The organism is Pseudomonas sp. 39004 (genome assembly GCF_028682155.1).
Classification (GTDB): Bacteria; Pseudomonadota; Gammaproteobacteria; order Pseudomonadales; family Pseudomonadaceae; genus Aquipseudomonas; species Aquipseudomonas capeferrum.
This window is the reverse complement of sequence record NZ_JANIAG010000029.1, coordinates 12153-27262: the sequence shown is the minus strand read 5'-3', so window position 1 is coordinate 27262 and position 15110 is coordinate 12153. Positions and strand designations below refer to the sequence as shown.

Annotated in this window: 18 protein-coding genes; 14 read left to right on the top strand and 4 right to left on the bottom strand. The window is 62.2% G+C overall.

The window, feature by feature from the left end:
• The first annotated feature begins 112 nt into the window (after positions 1 to 112).
• From bkdR to NP534_RS07650, 3 genes are all read left to right on the top strand, one after another.
• Positions 113 to 598 carry a Bkd operon transcriptional regulator BkdR gene (gene bkdR, locus NP534_RS07660; RefSeq protein WP_027593063.1) on the top strand — a complete coding sequence of 162 codons (486 nt, stop codon included), beginning with the start codon at positions 113 to 115 and terminating at the stop codon, positions 596 to 598.
• Between the two features lie 196 nt (positions 599 to 794).
• A complete protein-coding gene (locus NP534_RS07655) occupies positions 795 to 2036 on the top strand; it encodes a glutamine synthetase family protein (protein WP_274098341.1) in 1242 nt (413 codons plus the stop codon).
• Positions 2037 to 2163: 127 nt separating this feature from the next.
• Entirely contained in the window at positions 2164 to 3501 is a 1338-nt protein-coding gene (locus NP534_RS07650) for an MFS transporter (protein WP_274098332.1), read from the top strand.
• Positions 3502 to 3577: 76 nt separating this feature from the next.
• On the opposite strand, the gene NP534_RS07645 is transcribed toward NP534_RS07650, so the two are convergent.
• The 4 genes from NP534_RS07645 to flgA form a co-directional block, all read right to left on the bottom strand.
• Positions 3578 to 4321, bottom strand: a complete 744-nt coding sequence (locus NP534_RS07645) for a flagellar brake protein (protein ID WP_274098331.1) — start codon at positions 4319 to 4321, stop codon at positions 3578 to 3580.
• Positions 4322 to 4400: 79 nt separating this feature from the next.
• A complete protein-coding gene (locus NP534_RS07640) occupies positions 4401 to 4868 on the bottom strand; it encodes a flagella synthesis protein FlgN (protein ID WP_274098330.1) in 468 nt (155 codons plus the stop codon).
• Between the two features lie 50 nt (positions 4869 to 4918).
• A complete protein-coding gene (gene flgM / locus NP534_RS07635) occupies positions 4919 to 5233 on the bottom strand; it encodes a flagellar biosynthesis anti-sigma factor FlgM (protein ID WP_033699529.1) in 315 nt (104 codons plus the stop codon).
• Between the two features lie 156 nt (positions 5234 to 5389).
• The gene (gene flgA, locus NP534_RS07630; RefSeq protein ID WP_156310990.1) at positions 5390 to 6142 is read right to left on the bottom strand and encodes a flagellar basal body P-ring formation chaperone FlgA; all 753 of its coding nucleotides are present in this window, start codon (positions 6140 to 6142) and stop codon (positions 5390 to 5392) included.
• Positions 6143 to 6219: 77 nt separating this feature from the next.
• On the opposite strand from flgA, the gene NP534_RS07625 reads away from it, so the two are divergent.
• The 11 genes from NP534_RS07625 to NP534_RS07575 all read left to right on the top strand — a co-directional run bounded on the left by NP534_RS07625 (position 6220) and on the right by NP534_RS07575 (position 15105).
• Entirely contained in the window at positions 6220 to 7149 is a 930-nt protein-coding gene (locus NP534_RS07625; RefSeq protein ID WP_033699526.1) for a chemotaxis protein CheV, read from the top strand.
• Positions 7150 to 7200: 51 nt separating this feature from the next.
• Positions 7201 to 8028 (top strand): protein-glutamate O-methyltransferase CheR, encoded by an 828-nt coding sequence (gene cheR / locus NP534_RS07620; protein ID WP_047583440.1) that lies wholly within the window; start codon positions 7201 to 7203, stop codon positions 8026 to 8028.
• Positions 8029 to 8324: 296 nt separating this feature from the next.
• Positions 8325 to 8732: a flagellar basal body rod protein FlgB gene (gene flgB, locus NP534_RS07615; RefSeq protein ID WP_033699522.1), complete on the top strand. Its 408-nt coding sequence runs from the start codon at positions 8325 to 8327 to the stop codon at positions 8730 to 8732.
• Between the two features lie 2 nt (positions 8733 to 8734).
• Positions 8735 to 9178, top strand: a complete 444-nt coding sequence (flgC, locus tag NP534_RS07610) for a flagellar basal body rod protein FlgC (protein WP_274098329.1) — start codon at positions 8735 to 8737, stop codon at positions 9176 to 9178.
• Positions 9179 to 9190: 12 nt separating this feature from the next.
• On the top strand, positions 9191 to 9892 hold the full coding sequence (gene flgD / locus NP534_RS07605; RefSeq protein WP_274098328.1) for a flagellar hook assembly protein FlgD: 702 nt from the start codon (positions 9191 to 9193) through the stop codon (positions 9890 to 9892).
• A 27-nt stretch (positions 9893 to 9919) separates the two neighbouring features.
• A complete protein-coding gene (gene flgE, locus NP534_RS07600; RefSeq protein ID WP_274098327.1) occupies positions 9920 to 11242 on the top strand; it encodes a flagellar hook protein FlgE in 1323 nt (440 codons plus the stop codon).
• A gap of 74 nt (positions 11243 to 11316) precedes the next feature.
• Positions 11317 to 11508, top strand: a complete 192-nt coding sequence (locus NP534_RS07595; protein WP_274098326.1) for a hypothetical protein — start codon at positions 11317 to 11319, stop codon at positions 11506 to 11508.
• Between the two features lie 158 nt (positions 11509 to 11666).
• Complete coding sequence (locus NP534_RS07590; RefSeq protein ID WP_033699512.1) at positions 11667 to 12407, top strand: flagellar basal body rod protein FlgF; 741 nt, start codon at positions 11667 to 11669, stop codon at positions 12405 to 12407.
• A gap of 46 nt (positions 12408 to 12453) precedes the next feature.
• Positions 12454 to 13239 carry a flagellar basal-body rod protein FlgG gene (flgG, locus tag NP534_RS07585; RefSeq protein WP_033699511.1) on the top strand — a complete coding sequence of 262 codons (786 nt, stop codon included), beginning with the start codon at positions 12454 to 12456 and terminating at the stop codon, positions 13237 to 13239.
• 48 nt (positions 13240 to 13287) lie between these two features.
• Positions 13288 to 13983: a flagellar basal body L-ring protein FlgH gene (gene flgH / locus NP534_RS07580; protein WP_033699509.1), complete on the top strand. Its 696-nt coding sequence runs from the start codon at positions 13288 to 13290 to the stop codon at positions 13981 to 13983.
• 12 nt (positions 13984 to 13995) lie between these two features.
• Positions 13996 to 15105, top strand: coding sequence for a flagellar basal body P-ring protein FlgI (locus NP534_RS07575; protein WP_033700185.1), 1110 nt, complete (start codon positions 13996 to 13998; stop codon positions 15103 to 15105).
• Positions 15106 to 15110: the final 5 nt, after the last annotated feature.

The following is a 15110-nucleotide window of genomic DNA, read 5'->3' as shown; positions in this document are numbered from 1 at the left end:
CCCCTACATCTTAGTGGCACGGCAGAAGAATATTTCTCTCAAGTTGGTTGCCTTTGCCGACGGGCGCAGATAAACATTCCGCATAAACACAAAAAACCGGTGAATTTGTCTCATGCGCAAACTCGATCGTACCGATATCGGCATTCTCAACAGCCTTCAGGAAAACGCCCGCATCACCAATGCAGAGCTGGCGCGTTCGGTTAACCTGTCGCCCACCCCCTGTTTCAACCGGGTCAAGGCCATGGAGGAACTTGGGGTGATCCGCCAGCAGGTGACCTTGTTGTCACCGGAGGCGCTGGGGCTGGATGTGAATGTGTTCATCCATGTGAGCCTGGAAAAACAGGTGGAGCAGTCGCTGCACCGGTTCGAGGAGGAGATCGCCGAGCGCCCCGAGGTGATGGAGTGCTACCTGATGACCGGCGACCCGGACTACCTGCTGCGGGTGCTGTTGCCGAGCATTCAGGCGCTGGAGCGGTTTCTCGATTACCTGACTCGGTTGCCGGGAGTGGCGAACATTCGCTCGAGTTTTGCCTTGAAGCAGGTGCGCTACAAGACCGCCTTGCCGTTGCCGGCCAATGGCATGACCCTGCGCGAATAAAGGGTTGCCAGCACTGGCAACCCAGTAGGTGCTTGATATTTTAAACACCCCCAGCCTATGTTGTTGTCAGCCAATAACAACAAGGACAAGCGTCATGACCACCGCAGGCCAGAGCACCCTCGCCGAACACCTTCACGGCATCGATGAAATCGAATGTGTCACCCCCGACCTCAACGGTGTGCCGCGCGGCAAAGTGATGACTGCCGAGGGCTTCCTCGAAGGCCGGCGTCTGCAGATGGCCCGTGGCGTGCTGTTGCAATGCATCATGGGCGGCTACCCGCCGGCAAGGTTCTACGGCAGTGATGACGGCGACCTGGCGCTGGTGGCCGAGCCCACGCAAATCCACCGCTTGCCCTGGAGCGACGATGGCCGCGCCCTGGCCATCTGCGACGCCAACGAACTGGATGGCAGGTCGTCGGCGTTGTCCACCCGCGGCCAGCTCAAGGCGGTGATCGCCCGCTACGCAGCCTTGGGCCTGGCCCCGGTGGTGGCGACCGAACTCGAATTCTTTGTCTTTGCGCCCAACACCGACCCCTTGCAGCCCTTTCTGCCGCCCCTGGGCAAAGATGGCCGCCGGGAGCTTGGCCATTCGGCGTTCAGTGTCAGCTCCAACAATGGCTTGCGGCCGTTCTTCAACGAGGTCTACCAGTGCATGGCAGCGCTCGGCCTGCCACGCGACACCTTCATGCACGAGATGGGCATCAGCCAGTTCGAGATCAACCTGTTGCACGGCGACCCGCTGCTGCTGGCCGACCAGACCTTCCTGTTCAAGCACCTGCTCAAGGAAGTGGCGCTCAAGCATGGGCTGACCGTGGTGTGCATGGCCAAGCCCCTGGCCAAGACCCCCGGCAGTTCCATGCACATTCACCAGAGCCTGGTGGAGATCGGCAGCGGGCGTAACGTGTTCAGCGATGAGCAGGGGCAGCCGACCCCCACCTTCCTGCATTTCATCGGTGGCCTGCAGGCGTGCATGGCCGATTTCACCGCGTTGTTCGCGCCCAATGTCAATTCCTACCAGCGCCTGTGCCACCCGTACGCCTCGCCCAACAACGCCTGCTGGTCCGAGGACAACCGCGCGGCGGGCTTGCGCATACCGGCCAGCGCGCCCGTGGCACGGCGCGTGGAAAACCGCCTGCCCGGCGCCGACGCCAACCCGTACCTGGCGATTGCCGCGAGCCTGGCTGCCGGGTTGCACGGCATCGAGCAACGCTTGCAGCCGGCGCCGGCCATCCAGGGCGAATTCGAGGTGCCAGAGCACCTGAGCCTGCCTTGCACCCTGCACGCAGCACTGCAGCGCCTCAAGCACAGCGCGCTGGCGCGGGAACTGTTCGGCAACGAGTTCATCGAAGGCTACGTAGCCAGCAAGACGCTGGAGCTGACCGACTTCTTCGACGAGATCACGCCGTGGGAGCGGCGAGTGCTGGCAGCACAGGCCTGATCGCGACACGACCGCTACTGGACGCGTCCCCTGCACGCTATTTCGCAGGCAAGGGACTGCGCTGCAACACAATTGCTTTTATGCTTGCCAGGCCAACGCCACCTGACCAGGGAGCCCGACGGGACGTATGCGAAACATCTGGAAGCCGTTTCAGTCGCTGTATTTCGCTGCCTTGATGATGCTTATCGGCTCAGGCCTGCTCAGTACCTACCTGGCACTGCGCCTGGCGGCCGACCATGTCGACAGCTTGTGGGTCGGTGCGTTGATGGCGGCCAACTACTTCGGCCTGGCCGTGGGCGGCAAGGTCGGCCACCGGCTGATCGGCCGGGTAGGGCACATTCGCGCGTATGCCACCTGCGCCGGTATCGTCTGTGCGGCGGTGCTCGGCCATGGCATGACCAACTGGCTGCCGGCTTGGGTCGGGCTGCGGATGGTGGTCGGCCTGGGGATGATGTGCCAGTACATGGTCATCGAAAGCTGGCTCAACGAACAGGCCGATGCCAAGCACCGCGGTGCGGTATTCAGTGGCTACATGATCGCCTCCTACCTGGGGCTGGTGCTCGGCCAGCTGATTCTGGTGGTGCACCCCGAGCTCGGCCCTGAACTGCTGATGCTGGTCGCCATGTGCTTCGCCCTGTGCCTGGTGCCGGTGGCGATGACCCGGCGCATTCACCCGGCGCCTTTGCGCCCGGCCCCGATGGAGCCGAAGTTCTTCATCAAGCGGGTGCCGCAGTCGTTGAGCACGGTGCTCGGTTCGGGCCTGATCGTCGGTTCGTTCTACGGCCTGGCGCCGCTGTACGCTTCCAATCAGGGGCTGTCCACCGAGCAGATCGGTCTGTTCATGGGTAGCTGCATCTTTGCCGGGCTGCTGGTGCAGTGGCCGTTGGGCTGGCTGTCCGACCGCTACGACCGCGCGTTACTGATCCGCAGTGCCGCCGTGGGCCTGGCAGTGGCCTCGGCGCCGCTGGCCATCTTGCCCAGCGTGCCGCTGGAGTTGCTGTTCGGTATCGGCTTTGTCATTTCGTTGTTGCAGTTCTGCCTGTACCCCTTGGCAGTTGCGTTCTCCAATGACCACGTGGAGAGCGAGCGGCGGGTCTCGCTGACCGCCATGCTGCTGGTCACCTACGGTGTGGGCGCTTGTATCGGCCCTCTGGCGGCGGGCGTGTTGATGAAGGTGCTGGGCGCGCAGATGCTGTATGCGTTCTTCACGTTCTTCGCGCTGGTGCTGGTGTGGCGCATTCGGCCGAAAGCGGTCACCGGGCTGCACCAGGTGCAGGACGCGCCGCTGGGCCACGTGGCAATGCCGGCGGCGGGTTCGCCGTTGTCGGCGGCGCTCGACCCGCGGGTCGATGAGCAGACGGTGCAGGATGTGATGCAGGCGCCAGTGGCGGCGGAAGACACCGAGCAGGACTCGGCGCCGAGTGAGCAGGGCGTCGGGCCTGAGGAAGTCAGCAAGTCGGTGTAAGCCTGCGCCGCAGCCCAGCACGCGCACAAACGAAAACGCCACCTGAACAGGTGGCGTTTTTGCATTCAGCGAATGATCAATAGTCGTCTTTATCGAACCGACGCGCTTCACGCTGCAACTGGTAGACGAAGCTTTCGATCTTGCGTTGCGCCTGGCCGCTGAGGTTATGGAAGCGCACGCCAGCGAAGGTGGTATTGATACGCTCCTCGAAGTGCAGGTGGCGCAGCTCGACCATGGTGTCGATCAGGCCCAGCGGGTTGCCGGCCTTGTAGCGCTCGTACACCTGGCCCAGTTGCAGGCGGTCCTCGACGTTGCCTTCGAAGCGCAGCTTGCAGCCGGTGGCAGAGATGTCCAGCAGCTTGCCGCGCAGGGCGCCGTTGCCTTTGAGGTGGGTGCCGTCGAGGATGACATCGACCAGCTGCGACAGCTTCAACGCGGCGCGAAAGGCGTTGCGGCGCTGGTGGTAGGTCATTTCTTCCGGCATCGCGCCGCGGTAGCAGCGGTGGCCGTCGACTTCGCTGATGGTCAGCGGGGCAGTGCATTCCCAGGCGATGCGCACGCCATCGTGGAAGCCTTCGACGCGGAACGGTTCGCCGTTCTCGATGAATTTTTCGCCGTCGCGGGGGATCATTTCGTCCAGTGCCAGGGTATCGCTGTCGCGGTCAACATTCACCACGTAGCTCTGGAACCGCTGGCTGCGATCATGGAAGGTGATGATCAGGGGGTCATGGCTTTCCTGCAGCTGTCGCAGGTTGGCTGCGATCTCCAAAGGTGTACTCAGCACCTTCGGCGGCTGCGGGGCATCGGCTTCATTGAACACGGCTAATCAATCTCCAGGCAAAAACGACACACGCAAGTAACGGCATTTTGCCAGTATGTTCCGTGCCTTGATACAAGTATCACACTTGGCTGAGGGCGCGCGGCTTGGCCAGCAGCGAGGTGCCGCCACGGCTGTCGTAGAGCGACGGAGAATCGCCACCCATGAGGATTCTGATCTGGTTGTTGGTGACGTGTTGCTGCACCTGGATGATGCGCCCGTTGGTCTCGTTGATCTGCTGGCAGGTGTCCATCAGTTGCGAGAGCATGTCGAGCCGTTGCAGCATGGTTTCGCCATGCTGCGACTGCGCTGCCACGGCCTGCACACCGGCGCGGTCAGCGCTGAGGCCGAGGCCGGTGAGCAACTGGCTGCGCCGCTGCCCATGCTGCTCGAGCAAGATGATCAATGACTGCTTGCGGGCCAGGATCTGTTCCAGCAGCGTCATCTCGCGGCCGTGCAGGGCGACCGCTTCTTTATGAAGGAGGTCGAGCAGTTCCTGCATCGGTGCGATGTCATCTTCGATCAGTTGCAGCAAGGTGGTGTCGTGCATGGCTAACTCTTGGCTTTGTTAAGCGTCCGTGAAGTCAGCGCGCCGAACGGTCAGCGCTGGGCTTCGAAATCGAGCAGTTTGCTGGCGACCCGGCCAGCATCGACCTGGTAGCTGCCATCGGCGATCGCCTGTTTCAACTCGGCCACGCGGGCACTGTTGACCACGGGCTGTTCGCGCAGCGTGTCGCTGATCTTTTGCAACTGCTGTGCCTCTTGGCTGAGGTGTACGGCTTCTCCGCTGGCGCTGGTGCTTTTAGGCGCTTCCTGGCTCGCGCCGGGCTTTTCGGCGGTGCCGGGCGCGGCATTGCCGCGAACGCCGCCCGTGACGGACGGAGAGTTATTCAAACGACTGAAGTCGATGACCATGATCAGAAACCCCTGGGTATTTGGACGCTTGCCTTGTTTTCGGCCAACCCGAAAGAAACTTTAGGCACAAATGCATAGCCGCCTGTCAGCAAGCTCGCGAACCCGTTTTCTGACACAGTTTAGGAAAAGCCGTTCCACACTGCCAGCGCAATCCTGCTACATCGTCACCTCGACCTGGCCGGGGCCGGTCACCCGGGCCTTGATCACGCGTTTGGAGTTGAGGTTGCGCACCCGGATCTGTTCACTCAGGCCGCCCTTGCTCAGTGCTTCGCCTGGCATGCGCACGCTCAGGCTGCCGCTGCGGGCGATGATCACCACGTGGTCGCCCTTGCGCACCACCTCGGCTTGCTCAAGGTGCTGCGGGGTGAGCACCTGGTCGATGACCGTAGGGCGCAGCATCTTCATGCCCACCGCCTGGTCCAGCTCGCTGAGAAAGCCTTGGCCAAGGGTGCCGACATCACGCTCGCGCAGGGCCACGTCACCTTCGCCGACCACGTTGTCACGCTTGAGCGGACGGGTGACCACCACCACATCGCGAAACAGCCGCACCGTTGCCGGCACAAACACGGTCCACGGTGCCGCACTGTCGCAACGCACCCGCACTGTGACCCGTCCCAGTGGCTGCGCGGGGCTTTCCAGCGAAGCGTCCAGCGGCTGGCTGCACAACGGCATGCGCAAGCGCGGGTCGAGGGTGCTGACCTGGATCTCGTAACGGCCGACGGTTTGGGTGGTGGCCAGATAATCTTCTACGGTGAATTCAAGAAACCCTTGGGTGACACCGATAAGCTGTTCAGGCAAGGTAAACGCGTCCGCCAGCGTGCGAACGCCGGGCACCAGCAGGCACAGCGTGGCCAGCGAGCCAGTCAGCAGGTGCGTCAATCGTCGGAAAAATGTCGTTTTCGTGTACATGGCGCTCAAAAAAGCAAAGCCCGTGCCGACTCGGTACCTGATTTGCAACGAAAGGCTGAAACGTAAAGGAGTCTGGCATGGCGGGTGTTATGGATTCGGTCAACCAGCGCACACAGCTGGTGGGGCAGAATCGCCTGGAATTGTTGCTGTTTCGCCTCAATGGCGGCCAGCTCTACGGCATCAACGTGTTCAAGGTCAGGGAGGTGCTGCAGTGCCCTGCGCTGACCGTGCTGCCCAAGTCCCACCCGGTGGTGCGCGGCGTGGCCAACATTCGCGGGGCGACCATCCCGATCCTCGACCTGTCGATGGCCACTGGGTTGGCGCCACTGCAGGAGGACACGCGCAACAGTTTTGTGATCATCACCGAGTACAACACCAAGACCCAGGGCTTTCTGGTGCACTCGGTCGAGCGCATCGTCAACATGAACTGGGAAGAAATCCATCCGCCACCCAAGGGCACCGGCCGTGACCACTACCTGACTGCGGTCACCCGGGTGGATAACCGCATGGTCGAGATCATCGACGTGGAAAAGGTGCTGGCCGAAGTGGCGCCGTCGTCCGAGCAGGTGTCTGCCGGCGTGGTCGATGCCGAGGTGCAGGACAAGGCCGTGTTGCTGCGGGTGTTGACCGTCGACGATTCGTCGGTGGCGCGCAAGCAGGTCAGCCGCTGCCTGCAAACCGTCGGTGTCGAAGTGGTGGCGCTCAACGATGGCCGCCAGGCGCTCAACTACCTCCGGCAACTGGTGGAAGAGGGCAAAAGGCCGGAAGAAGAGTTCCTGATGATGATCTCGGACATTGAAATGCCAGAAATGGACGGTTACACGCTGACCGCGGAGATCCGCAGCGATCCGCGCATGCAAAAATTGCACATCGTCCTGCATACTTCGCTGTCCGGGGTATTCAACCAGGCGATGGTCAAGAAAGTCGGCGCCGATGATTTCCTGGCCAAGTTCAAACCGGACGACCTGGCGCAGCGCGTGGTCGACCGGATCAAGGCAACACATTGAAGCAGCCGGGAGCCCGCTCCCGGCACCAGCGATTGAAAAGAGGCGGCAGTAGTGTCTACGGGTAATTTGGATTTCGAACAGTTCCGGGTCTTCCTGGAGAAAGCCTGTGGCATCCTGCTGGGCGAGAATAAGCAGTACCTGGTCTCCAGCCGTCTCAACAAGCTGATGGAGCAACAAGGTATCAAGAGCCTGGGCGAGCTGGTGCAGCGCATCCAGACCCAGCCGCGCAGCGGTTTGCGCGAACAGGTGGTCGACGCGATGACGACCAACGAGACCCTGTGGTTCCGTGATACCTACCCGTTCGAAGTGCTGAAGAACAAGGTCATCCCCGAGTTCATCAAGAACAACCCAGGCCAGCGCCTGCGCATGTGGTCGGCGGCCTGCTCGTCGGGGCAGGAGCCGTACTCGATCTCGATGGCTATCGATGAGTTCGAGCGCAGCAACCTGGGCCAGCTGAAGATGGGCGCGCAGATTGTCGCGACCGACCTGTCCGGGACCATGCTCACCAACTGCAAAACCGGCGAATACGACAGCCTGGCGATTGCCCGCGGCCTGTCGCAGGAGCGCCTGCAGCGCTACTTCGACCCCAAGGGGGCGGGGCGTTACGCGATCAAGCCGGCCATTCGCAGCCGCGTCGAGTTTCGCTCGTTCAACCTGCTCGACAGTTACGCGAGCTTGGGCAAGTTCGACATCGTGTTCTGTCGCAACGTGTTGATCTACTTTTCGGCCCAGGTGAAGAAAGACATCTTGCTGCGTATCCACAGCACGCTCAAGCCGGGCGGGTACCTGTTCCTTGGCGCCTCCGAGGCGCTGAACGGGTTGCCGGACCATTACCAGATGGTGCAGTGCAGCCCGGGGATTATCTACCAGGCCAAGTAGGGTTTGCCTTGAGGGTTGTGGCGCCTATGAGATCGAGCGCCGCCCGCGCGGCGCTCGGTCTCGTAGGCGCCACACCTCTATCGCCAAGCACGTCAATTTTTTGTTTTGCCGCCCATGCCGACCGGCAATTGCCGCTTGCGCCCCTTCAAGCGGAAGACCTTTGCCGCTTTTCTGGCATCACCCTGACAGCATTCCGTCTTGCTAGCCCGTCTTTCCGGGCTTTTCAGGTGGTTGGCACAGCCCTTGCTATATCTTGCTCAACGACACTCCGGTCAACCTTCGAAGGTTTCCCTGACATGAGCATCAGCTTCGACAAGGCGCTTGGCATTCACGAAAAGGCCCTGGACTTCCGCGCCCAGCGCGCCGAAGTGCTGGCCAACAACATCGCCAACGCCGACACGCCCAACTACAAGGCGCGTGACATGGACTTCTCCTCGGTGCTCGCCGCCGAAAGTGAAAAACAGCAAAGCGGCCGCTTCGCCCTGGACCGGACCAACAGCCGGCACATCGAGGCCGATGGCCTGGCCCTTAGCGACGAGGCGCTCAAGTACCGCACGCCGCTGCAGCCGTCGATCGACCAGAACACCGTGGACGCCCAGATCGAGCAATCGAACTACACGGAAAACGCCATCGGTTTCCAGGCCAGCTTCACCTTGCTCAACAGTAAATTCAAAGGGCTGGTTTCGGCCCTGCGCGGAGAGTAACCATGTCCCTTTCCAGTGTCTTCAACATTGCCGGCAGCGGCATGAGCGCGCAAAACACTCGCCTCAACACCGTGGCCTCGAACATCGCCAACGCCGAGACCGTGTCGTCGAGCATCGACCAGACCTACCGCGCACGCCATCCGGTATTCGCCACCACCTTCCAGGACGCGCAAAGCGGTACCAGCCAGTCGCTGTTCGAGGACCAGGGCGAAGCCGGGCAGGGCGTGCAGGTCAAAGGTATCGTCGAAGACCAGAGCAACCTGGAAGCGCGCTACGAGCCCAACCATCCGGCGGCGAACAAGGACGGCTACGTCTACTACCCGAACGTCAACGTGGTCGAGGAGATGGCTGACATGATCTCTGCCAGCCGTGCGTTCCAGACCAACGCCGAACTGATGAACACCGCCAAAAGCATGATGCAGAAAGTCTTGACCTTGGGTCAGTGATAGGAAGCCGACATGACCACGACCAATTCCACCAGTGACGTCGGCAGCGCGTACCTGACCTCGCTGCAAAAGCAGACCAGCAAGACCGACAGCAGCACCGGCGCTGCCGGCAGTGCGCTGGGCAAGGACGCGTTCCTGCAGTTGCTGGTAACGCAGATGAAAAACCAGAACCCGCTCGACCCGCAGGAAAACGGCGAGTTCGTGGCGCAGCTGGCGCAGTTCAGCAGCCTTGAAAGCATGCAGACGCTCAACGAAACGGTGAACTACATCGCCGGTTCGTTCCAGTCGTCCCAGGCATTGCAGGCCTCGTCGCTGGTTGGGCGCAACGTGATCGTCCAGACCGACAAGGCCGTGGTCGACACCAGCAAGGAGCTCAAAGGCTCGGTCAACCTGACCTCTTCGAGCACCGCCACGTCCGTCGGCATCTACGACAAGGACGACAAGCTGGTGCGCACCCTGGACCTGGGTACCAAGGCGGCAGGCAAGGCTGACTTCACCTGGGATGGCAAGGGTGACGATGGCGAGGTAATGGCGGAGGGCACCTACACCTTCAAGGCCACTGCCAGCATCGATGGCAAGTCCACGGCCATGACGACCAACCTGCCGGCCACGGTCACCAGCGTGACCATGGGCGGCAATGGTGCGGAAATGACGCTCAACCTTGCCGGGCTGGGCAGCATCGCGCTTTCCAAAGTTCAAAGCATTGGCATCTAGGGCCTAACCCAACGACAGGAGTAGCACATGTCTTTCAATATCGGCCTTAGCGGCCTCTATGCAGCAAACAAGGCCCTGAACGTAACCGGCAACAACATTGCCAACGTCGCCACCACCGGCTTCAAATCGTCGCGCGCCGAGTTCGCCGACCAGTATTCCAACTCCATCCGCGGCACCAGCAGCGGCAAGAACGCCATCGGCAGCGGCGTCAAGACTGCCGCCGTTTCGCAGTTGTTCACCCCGGGCAACATCAATGGCACCGGCCAGGCGCTGGACATGGCCATCGATGGCAACGGCTTCTTTGCCCTGAATGACAACGGCTCGAAAATCTACACCCGTGCCGGCGCGTTCTACAGCGACAAGGACGGCTATGTGGTCAGCTCGTCGGGCGCCAACCTGCAAGGTTACGCGGTGGATGGCAACGGCAAGATCATCCAGGGCATCCTTACCGACCTGCAGATCGACACCTCCAACCTGACGCCGAACCCGACCGGGCGCATTTCCGAGACGGTCAACCTCAACTCCAGCGCCACTGTGCCGACCGAGACGCCGTTCGACCCGACCAAGGTCAACACCTACAACTATACGTTCAACACCGATGTGTACGACAGCCAGGGCAATGCGCACCAGCTGAACCAGTATTTCGTCAAGGATGCAGGCACCAACTCCTGGACCATGTACACCACCGTTGACGGCCGCAACCCGGCTGACCCGGCCCTGACCACGCCGCTGGTCAACAAGCTGCCGTTCAAGTCCGACGGTACCCTGGATTCTGCCGCGATGACTGAAGGCCCTGTCACTGGCGGCCTGACCATCAGTGCCAACAAGACCTTCAACCTCGATGGCTGGGTGCCGGCGCAGAAGAACGCTGCAGGCGCATGGTCGGCCAACGGCGCTACCGCGAGCCTTTCCGGGGTGAACCTGGACATGCTGGGCACCACCCAGTACAACGCCGCGTCCGCCACCACCGCCAAGAGCCAGGACGGTTTTGCCACTGGTGAGCTGTCGGGCCTGACCATCGACCAGAACGGCAACCTGTTCGCCAACTTCACCAACGGGCAAGACAAGGTGATCGGCCAGGTGGCCATTGCCAACTTCGCCAACCTTCAGGGCCTGACCCCGATCGGCGGCACCAACTGGAAAGAGTCCTACGCATCGGGCGTGCCAGTGATTGGCGCGCCGGATACCGGCACCCTGGGCCAGATCACCGGTGGTGCACTGGAAGACTCGAACGTCGACCTGACTGGCGAGCTGGTCAACCTGATCAAGGCGCAGAGCAACTATCAGGCGAACGCCAAGACCATTTCCACTGAAAGCACCATCATGCAGACCATCATTCAGATGACCTGATGGTGGTTTGTTTGGGGCAGTGTTGTCTGTAATGGGGGCGCTTTGCGCCCCCAGATTCTTCAAAGGTTATCCCCATGAAAAGGCTGCTGCTGTTAGCGCTGCTCCCTCTCCTGGTCGCCGCGCCATCGCTGTCCGCCGCCCCCGCCCCCTTCTACCAATGGCAAAGCCTGGCCACCGGCCGTTTCATGTGCTCGGCCACCAACCCAGGCGACGGCTGGGTCCGCCATTCCGGCCCCTACAACAACGCCGGTTGCCGCGTTTACTGAGCCTCCATTGCCGCTGACGGCAAATATGTGCCGACAAACTGACGGTCTTTGCCTCTCGATGCCCTGAACCCCCCGAAATCAGGGGGCGGCAGACCTGGTTCGATTATTGCTTATCCCTGCTCAGTGACAGCGCGGCAGGTACGCGCAGAGGAGATGCTGTGGACAAGATGCTTTACGTGGCCATGACCGGCGCCAGCCAGAACGCGCTGGCGCAGAAGGCCCATGCCAACAACCTGGCGAACATTTCCACCAACGGCTTCCAGCGCGACCTGGAACAGGCGCGCTCGATGCCGGTGTTTGGCGACAGCTTTCCGGCGCGCGCCTTTGCCATGACCGAGCGCCCGGCCACCGACTTCAGCGAAGGCCCGATGATCGAGACCGGTCGCGAGCTGGACGTCACCGTGACCGGCAAGGGCTTCATCGCCGTGCAGGCCCCGGACGGCAGCGAAGCCTACGTGCGCACCGGCAGCCTGAACATCGATGCCCTGGGCGTGCTGCGTGCCGGCAACGGCATGCCGGTGATCGGCAACGGTGGCCCGATTGCCATCCCCCCGGAGCAGAAGGTTGAAGTGGGCGCCGACGGCACCATCAGCATACGCGCCATGGGTGAAGACCCGCGGGTAATGGCCGAGGTCGACCGTATCAAGCTGGTCAACCCCGACACCAAAGGCCTGACCAAGGGCCTGGACGGCATGATCCATACCAGCAATGGCCAACCGGCCGACGCCGACGTCAACGTGCGCGTGGTGTCGGGCTTCCTGGAAGGCAGCAACGTCAACGCCGTCGAGGAAATGACCTCGGTGCTGGCGTTGTCCCGTCAGTTCGAGCTGCACGTCAAGATGATGAACACGGCCAAGGAAGGCGACGAAGCCATGGCGCGTGTTTTGCAAATCGGCTAATCACATTTGAACGGGTGCCGTAAAACAGGCGCACGAGGAGAACAGCATGCTTCCGGCTCTTTGGGTCGCTAAAACCGGCCTGTCCGCCCAGGACACCAACCTGACGGTCATTTCCAACAACCTGGCCAACGTCTCGACCACCGGCTTCAAGCGTGATCGCGCCGAGTTCCAGGACCTGCTCTACCAGATCAAGCGTCAGCCTGGCGCCCAGTCGACCCAGGACAGCGAGCTGCCATCGGGCCTGCAAGTGGGTACCGGTGTGCGCATTGTCGGCACCCAGAAGAACTTCACCGCCGGCAGCCTGCAGACCACCGAAAACCCGCTGGACATGGCGGTCAACGGCCGTGGCTTCTTCCAGATCCTGCAGCCAGATGGCACGGTTTCCTACACCCGTGACGGCACCTTCCACCTGAACTCCGATGGCCAGATCGTCACGGCCAACGGCTTTGCCCTGGAGCCGGCGGTGGTCGTACCGAACGACGCGCAGACCTTCACCGTCGGCCAGGATGGCACCGTGTCGATCACCACTGCCGGCAACCCGGCGGCCCAGGTCATCGGCAACATCCAGACCGCTGACTTCATCAACCCGACCGGCCTGCAGGCAATCGGCGACAACCTGTTCCTGGAAACCGCCGCCAGCGGTGCGCCGCAAGTCGGTACCCCAGGCCTGAACGGCTTCGGCACCACCCTGCAGCAGACCTTGGAAAACTCCAACGTCAGCACCGTGGAAGAGTTGGTGAACATGATCACCACCCAGCGTGCCTACGAGATGAACTCCAAGGTCATCTCCACCGCCGACCAGATGCTGTCGTTCGTCACCCAGCAGCTGTAACACCCTGAACCTGGTCCACGTAGCCCAGTTACACCGTGAGGTAGCGTCATGAATCGTCTGTTGTCCGTCTTCGCCCTGGGGGGGGCGGTGTTGCTGGCAGGTTGCGTCGCGCCGACGCCCAAGCCCAACGACCCGTACTATGCGCCGGTGTTGCCGCGCACCCCGTTGCCGTCGGCGGCCAACAACGGTTCGATCTACCAGGCCGGTTTCGAGCAGAACCTGTACAGCGACCGCAAGGCGTTCCGGGTCGGTGACATCATCACCATCACCCTCAACGAGCGCACCTCGGCCAGCAAGAACGCCGGTTCGCAGATCCAGAAAAACAGCAAGGCCGACATCGGCCTCAGCTCGTTGTTCGGCAGCACGCCCAACACCAACAACCCGTTCGGCGGCGGTGACCTTTCGCTGGAGGCCGGCTACAGCGGCGAACGTGCCACCAAGGGCGACAGCAAGGCCACCCAGGGCAACACCCTGACCGGTTCGATCACCGTGACCGTGGCCGAAGTGCTGCCCAACGGCATCATCGCCGTGCGCGGCGAGAAGTGGCTGACCCTGAACACCGGCGAAGAGCTGGTGCGCATTGCCGGCATGATCCGCGCCGACGACATCGCCACCGACAACACCGTGCCGTCCACCCGCGTGGCCGATGCGCGCATCACCTATTCGGGGACTGGCTCGTTTGCCGATGCCAGCCAGCCCGGGTGGCTGGACCGCTTCTTCATCAGCCCGCTTTGGCCTTTCTGAGTACGGATGACCATGTTCAACGTGAGGCAGCTGATTGCCGCAACCCTGCTCCTGTCCTGTGCCTTCGCGGCCCAGGCCGAGCGCTTGAAGGACATCGCCAGTATCTCTGGCGTGCGTTCCAACCAGTTGATCGGCTATGGCCTGGTGGTGGGGCTCAACGGCACGGGTGACCAGACCACCCAGACGCCGTTCACCCTGCAGACCTTCAACAACATGCTGTCACAGTTCGGCATCAAGGTGCCGGCCGGTTCCGGCAACGTGCAGTTGAAAAACGTCGCGGCGGTGTCGGTGCACGCCGACCTGCCGGCGTTCGCCAAACCCGGCCAGGTGGTGGACATCACCGTTTCGTCGATCGGCAACTCCAAGAGCCTGCGCGGCGGCAGCCTGCTGCTGACCCCGCTCAAGGGTATCGACGGCAACGTCTACGCGATCGCCCAGGGCAACCTGGTGGTCGGCGGCTTCGATGCCGAAGGGCGCGATGGCTCGAAGATCACCGTCAACGTTCCGTCGGCCGGGCGTATCCCGGGGGGCGCCAGCGTCGAGCGGGCCGTGCCGAGCGGGTTCAACCAGGGCAACAGCCTGACCCTGAACCTCAACCGCCCAGACTTCACCACCGCCAAGCGCATCGTCGACAAGGTCAACGAACTGCTTGGCCCAGGCGTCGCCCAGGCCTTGGACGGTGGCTCGGTACGCGTCAGTGCGCCGATGGACCCAAGCCAGCGGGTGGATTACCTGTCGATCCTGGAAAACCTCGAGATCGACCCGGGCCAGGCGGTGGCGAAAGTCATCATCAACTCGCGTACCGGCACCATCGTCATTGGCCAGAACGTCAAGGTGTCGCCGGCCGCAGTGACCCACGGCAGCCTGACCGTGACCATTACCGAAGACCCGATCGTCAGCCAGCCGGGGCCGTTCTCCAATGGCCAGACTGCCGTGGTGCCACGCTCGCGGGTCAACGCCGAGCAGGAAGCCAAGCCGATGTTCAAGTTCGGCCCGGGGACCACGCTGGATGAAATCGTCCGCGCGGTGAACCAGGTTGGCGCGGCGCCCAGCGACCTGATGGCGATCCTCGAAGCCCTGAAACAGGCCGGCGCCTTGCAAGCCGACCTGATCGTGATCTGAGGACG

What these genes read in the sequence shown, in the direction of transcription:
- NP534_RS07655 (WP_274098341.1), top strand. Translation starts at nt 795, where the DNA reads ATGACTGCCGAGGGCTTCCTCGAAGGCCGGCGTCTGCAGATGGCCCGT.
- NP534_RS07640 (WP_274098330.1), bottom strand. Translation starts at nt 4,868, where the DNA reads ATGCACGACACCACCTTGCTGCAACTGATCGAAGATGACATCGCACCG.
- flgG (WP_033699511.1), top strand. Translation starts at nt 12,454, where the DNA reads ATGCTTCCGGCTCTTTGGGTCGCTAAAACCGGCCTGTCCGCCCAGGAC.
- flgC (WP_274098329.1), top strand. Translation starts at nt 8,735, where the DNA reads ATGTCCCTTTCCAGTGTCTTCAACATTGCCGGCAGCGGCATGAGCGCG.
- NP534_RS07575 (WP_033700185.1), top strand. Translation starts at nt 13,996, where the DNA reads ATGTTCAACGTGAGGCAGCTGATTGCCGCAACCCTGCTCCTGTCCTGT.
- NP534_RS07650 (WP_274098332.1), top strand. Translation starts at nt 2,164, where the DNA reads ATGCGAAACATCTGGAAGCCGTTTCAGTCGCTGTATTTCGCTGCCTTG.
- flgB (WP_033699522.1), top strand. Translation starts at nt 8,325, where the DNA reads ATGAGCATCAGCTTCGACAAGGCGCTTGGCATTCACGAAAAGGCCCTG.
- flgM (WP_033699529.1), bottom strand. Translation starts at nt 5,233, where the DNA reads ATGGTCATCGACTTCAGTCGTTTGAATAACTCTCCGTCCGTCACGGGC.
- flgA (WP_156310990.1), bottom strand. Translation starts at nt 6,142, where the DNA reads ATGTACACGAAAACGACATTTTTCCGACGATTGACGCACCTGCTGACT.
- bkdR (WP_027593063.1), top strand. Translation starts at nt 113, where the DNA reads ATGCGCAAACTCGATCGTACCGATATCGGCATTCTCAACAGCCTTCAG.
- flgD (WP_274098328.1), top strand. Translation starts at nt 9,191, where the DNA reads ATGACCACGACCAATTCCACCAGTGACGTCGGCAGCGCGTACCTGACC.
- flgE (WP_274098327.1), top strand. Translation starts at nt 9,920, where the DNA reads ATGTCTTTCAATATCGGCCTTAGCGGCCTCTATGCAGCAAACAAGGCC.
- NP534_RS07595 (WP_274098326.1), top strand. Translation starts at nt 11,317, where the DNA reads ATGAAAAGGCTGCTGCTGTTAGCGCTGCTCCCTCTCCTGGTCGCCGCG.
- flgH (WP_033699509.1), top strand. Translation starts at nt 13,288, where the DNA reads ATGAATCGTCTGTTGTCCGTCTTCGCCCTGGGGGGGGCGGTGTTGCTG.
- NP534_RS07625 (WP_033699526.1), top strand. Translation starts at nt 6,220, where the DNA reads ATGGCGGGTGTTATGGATTCGGTCAACCAGCGCACACAGCTGGTGGGG.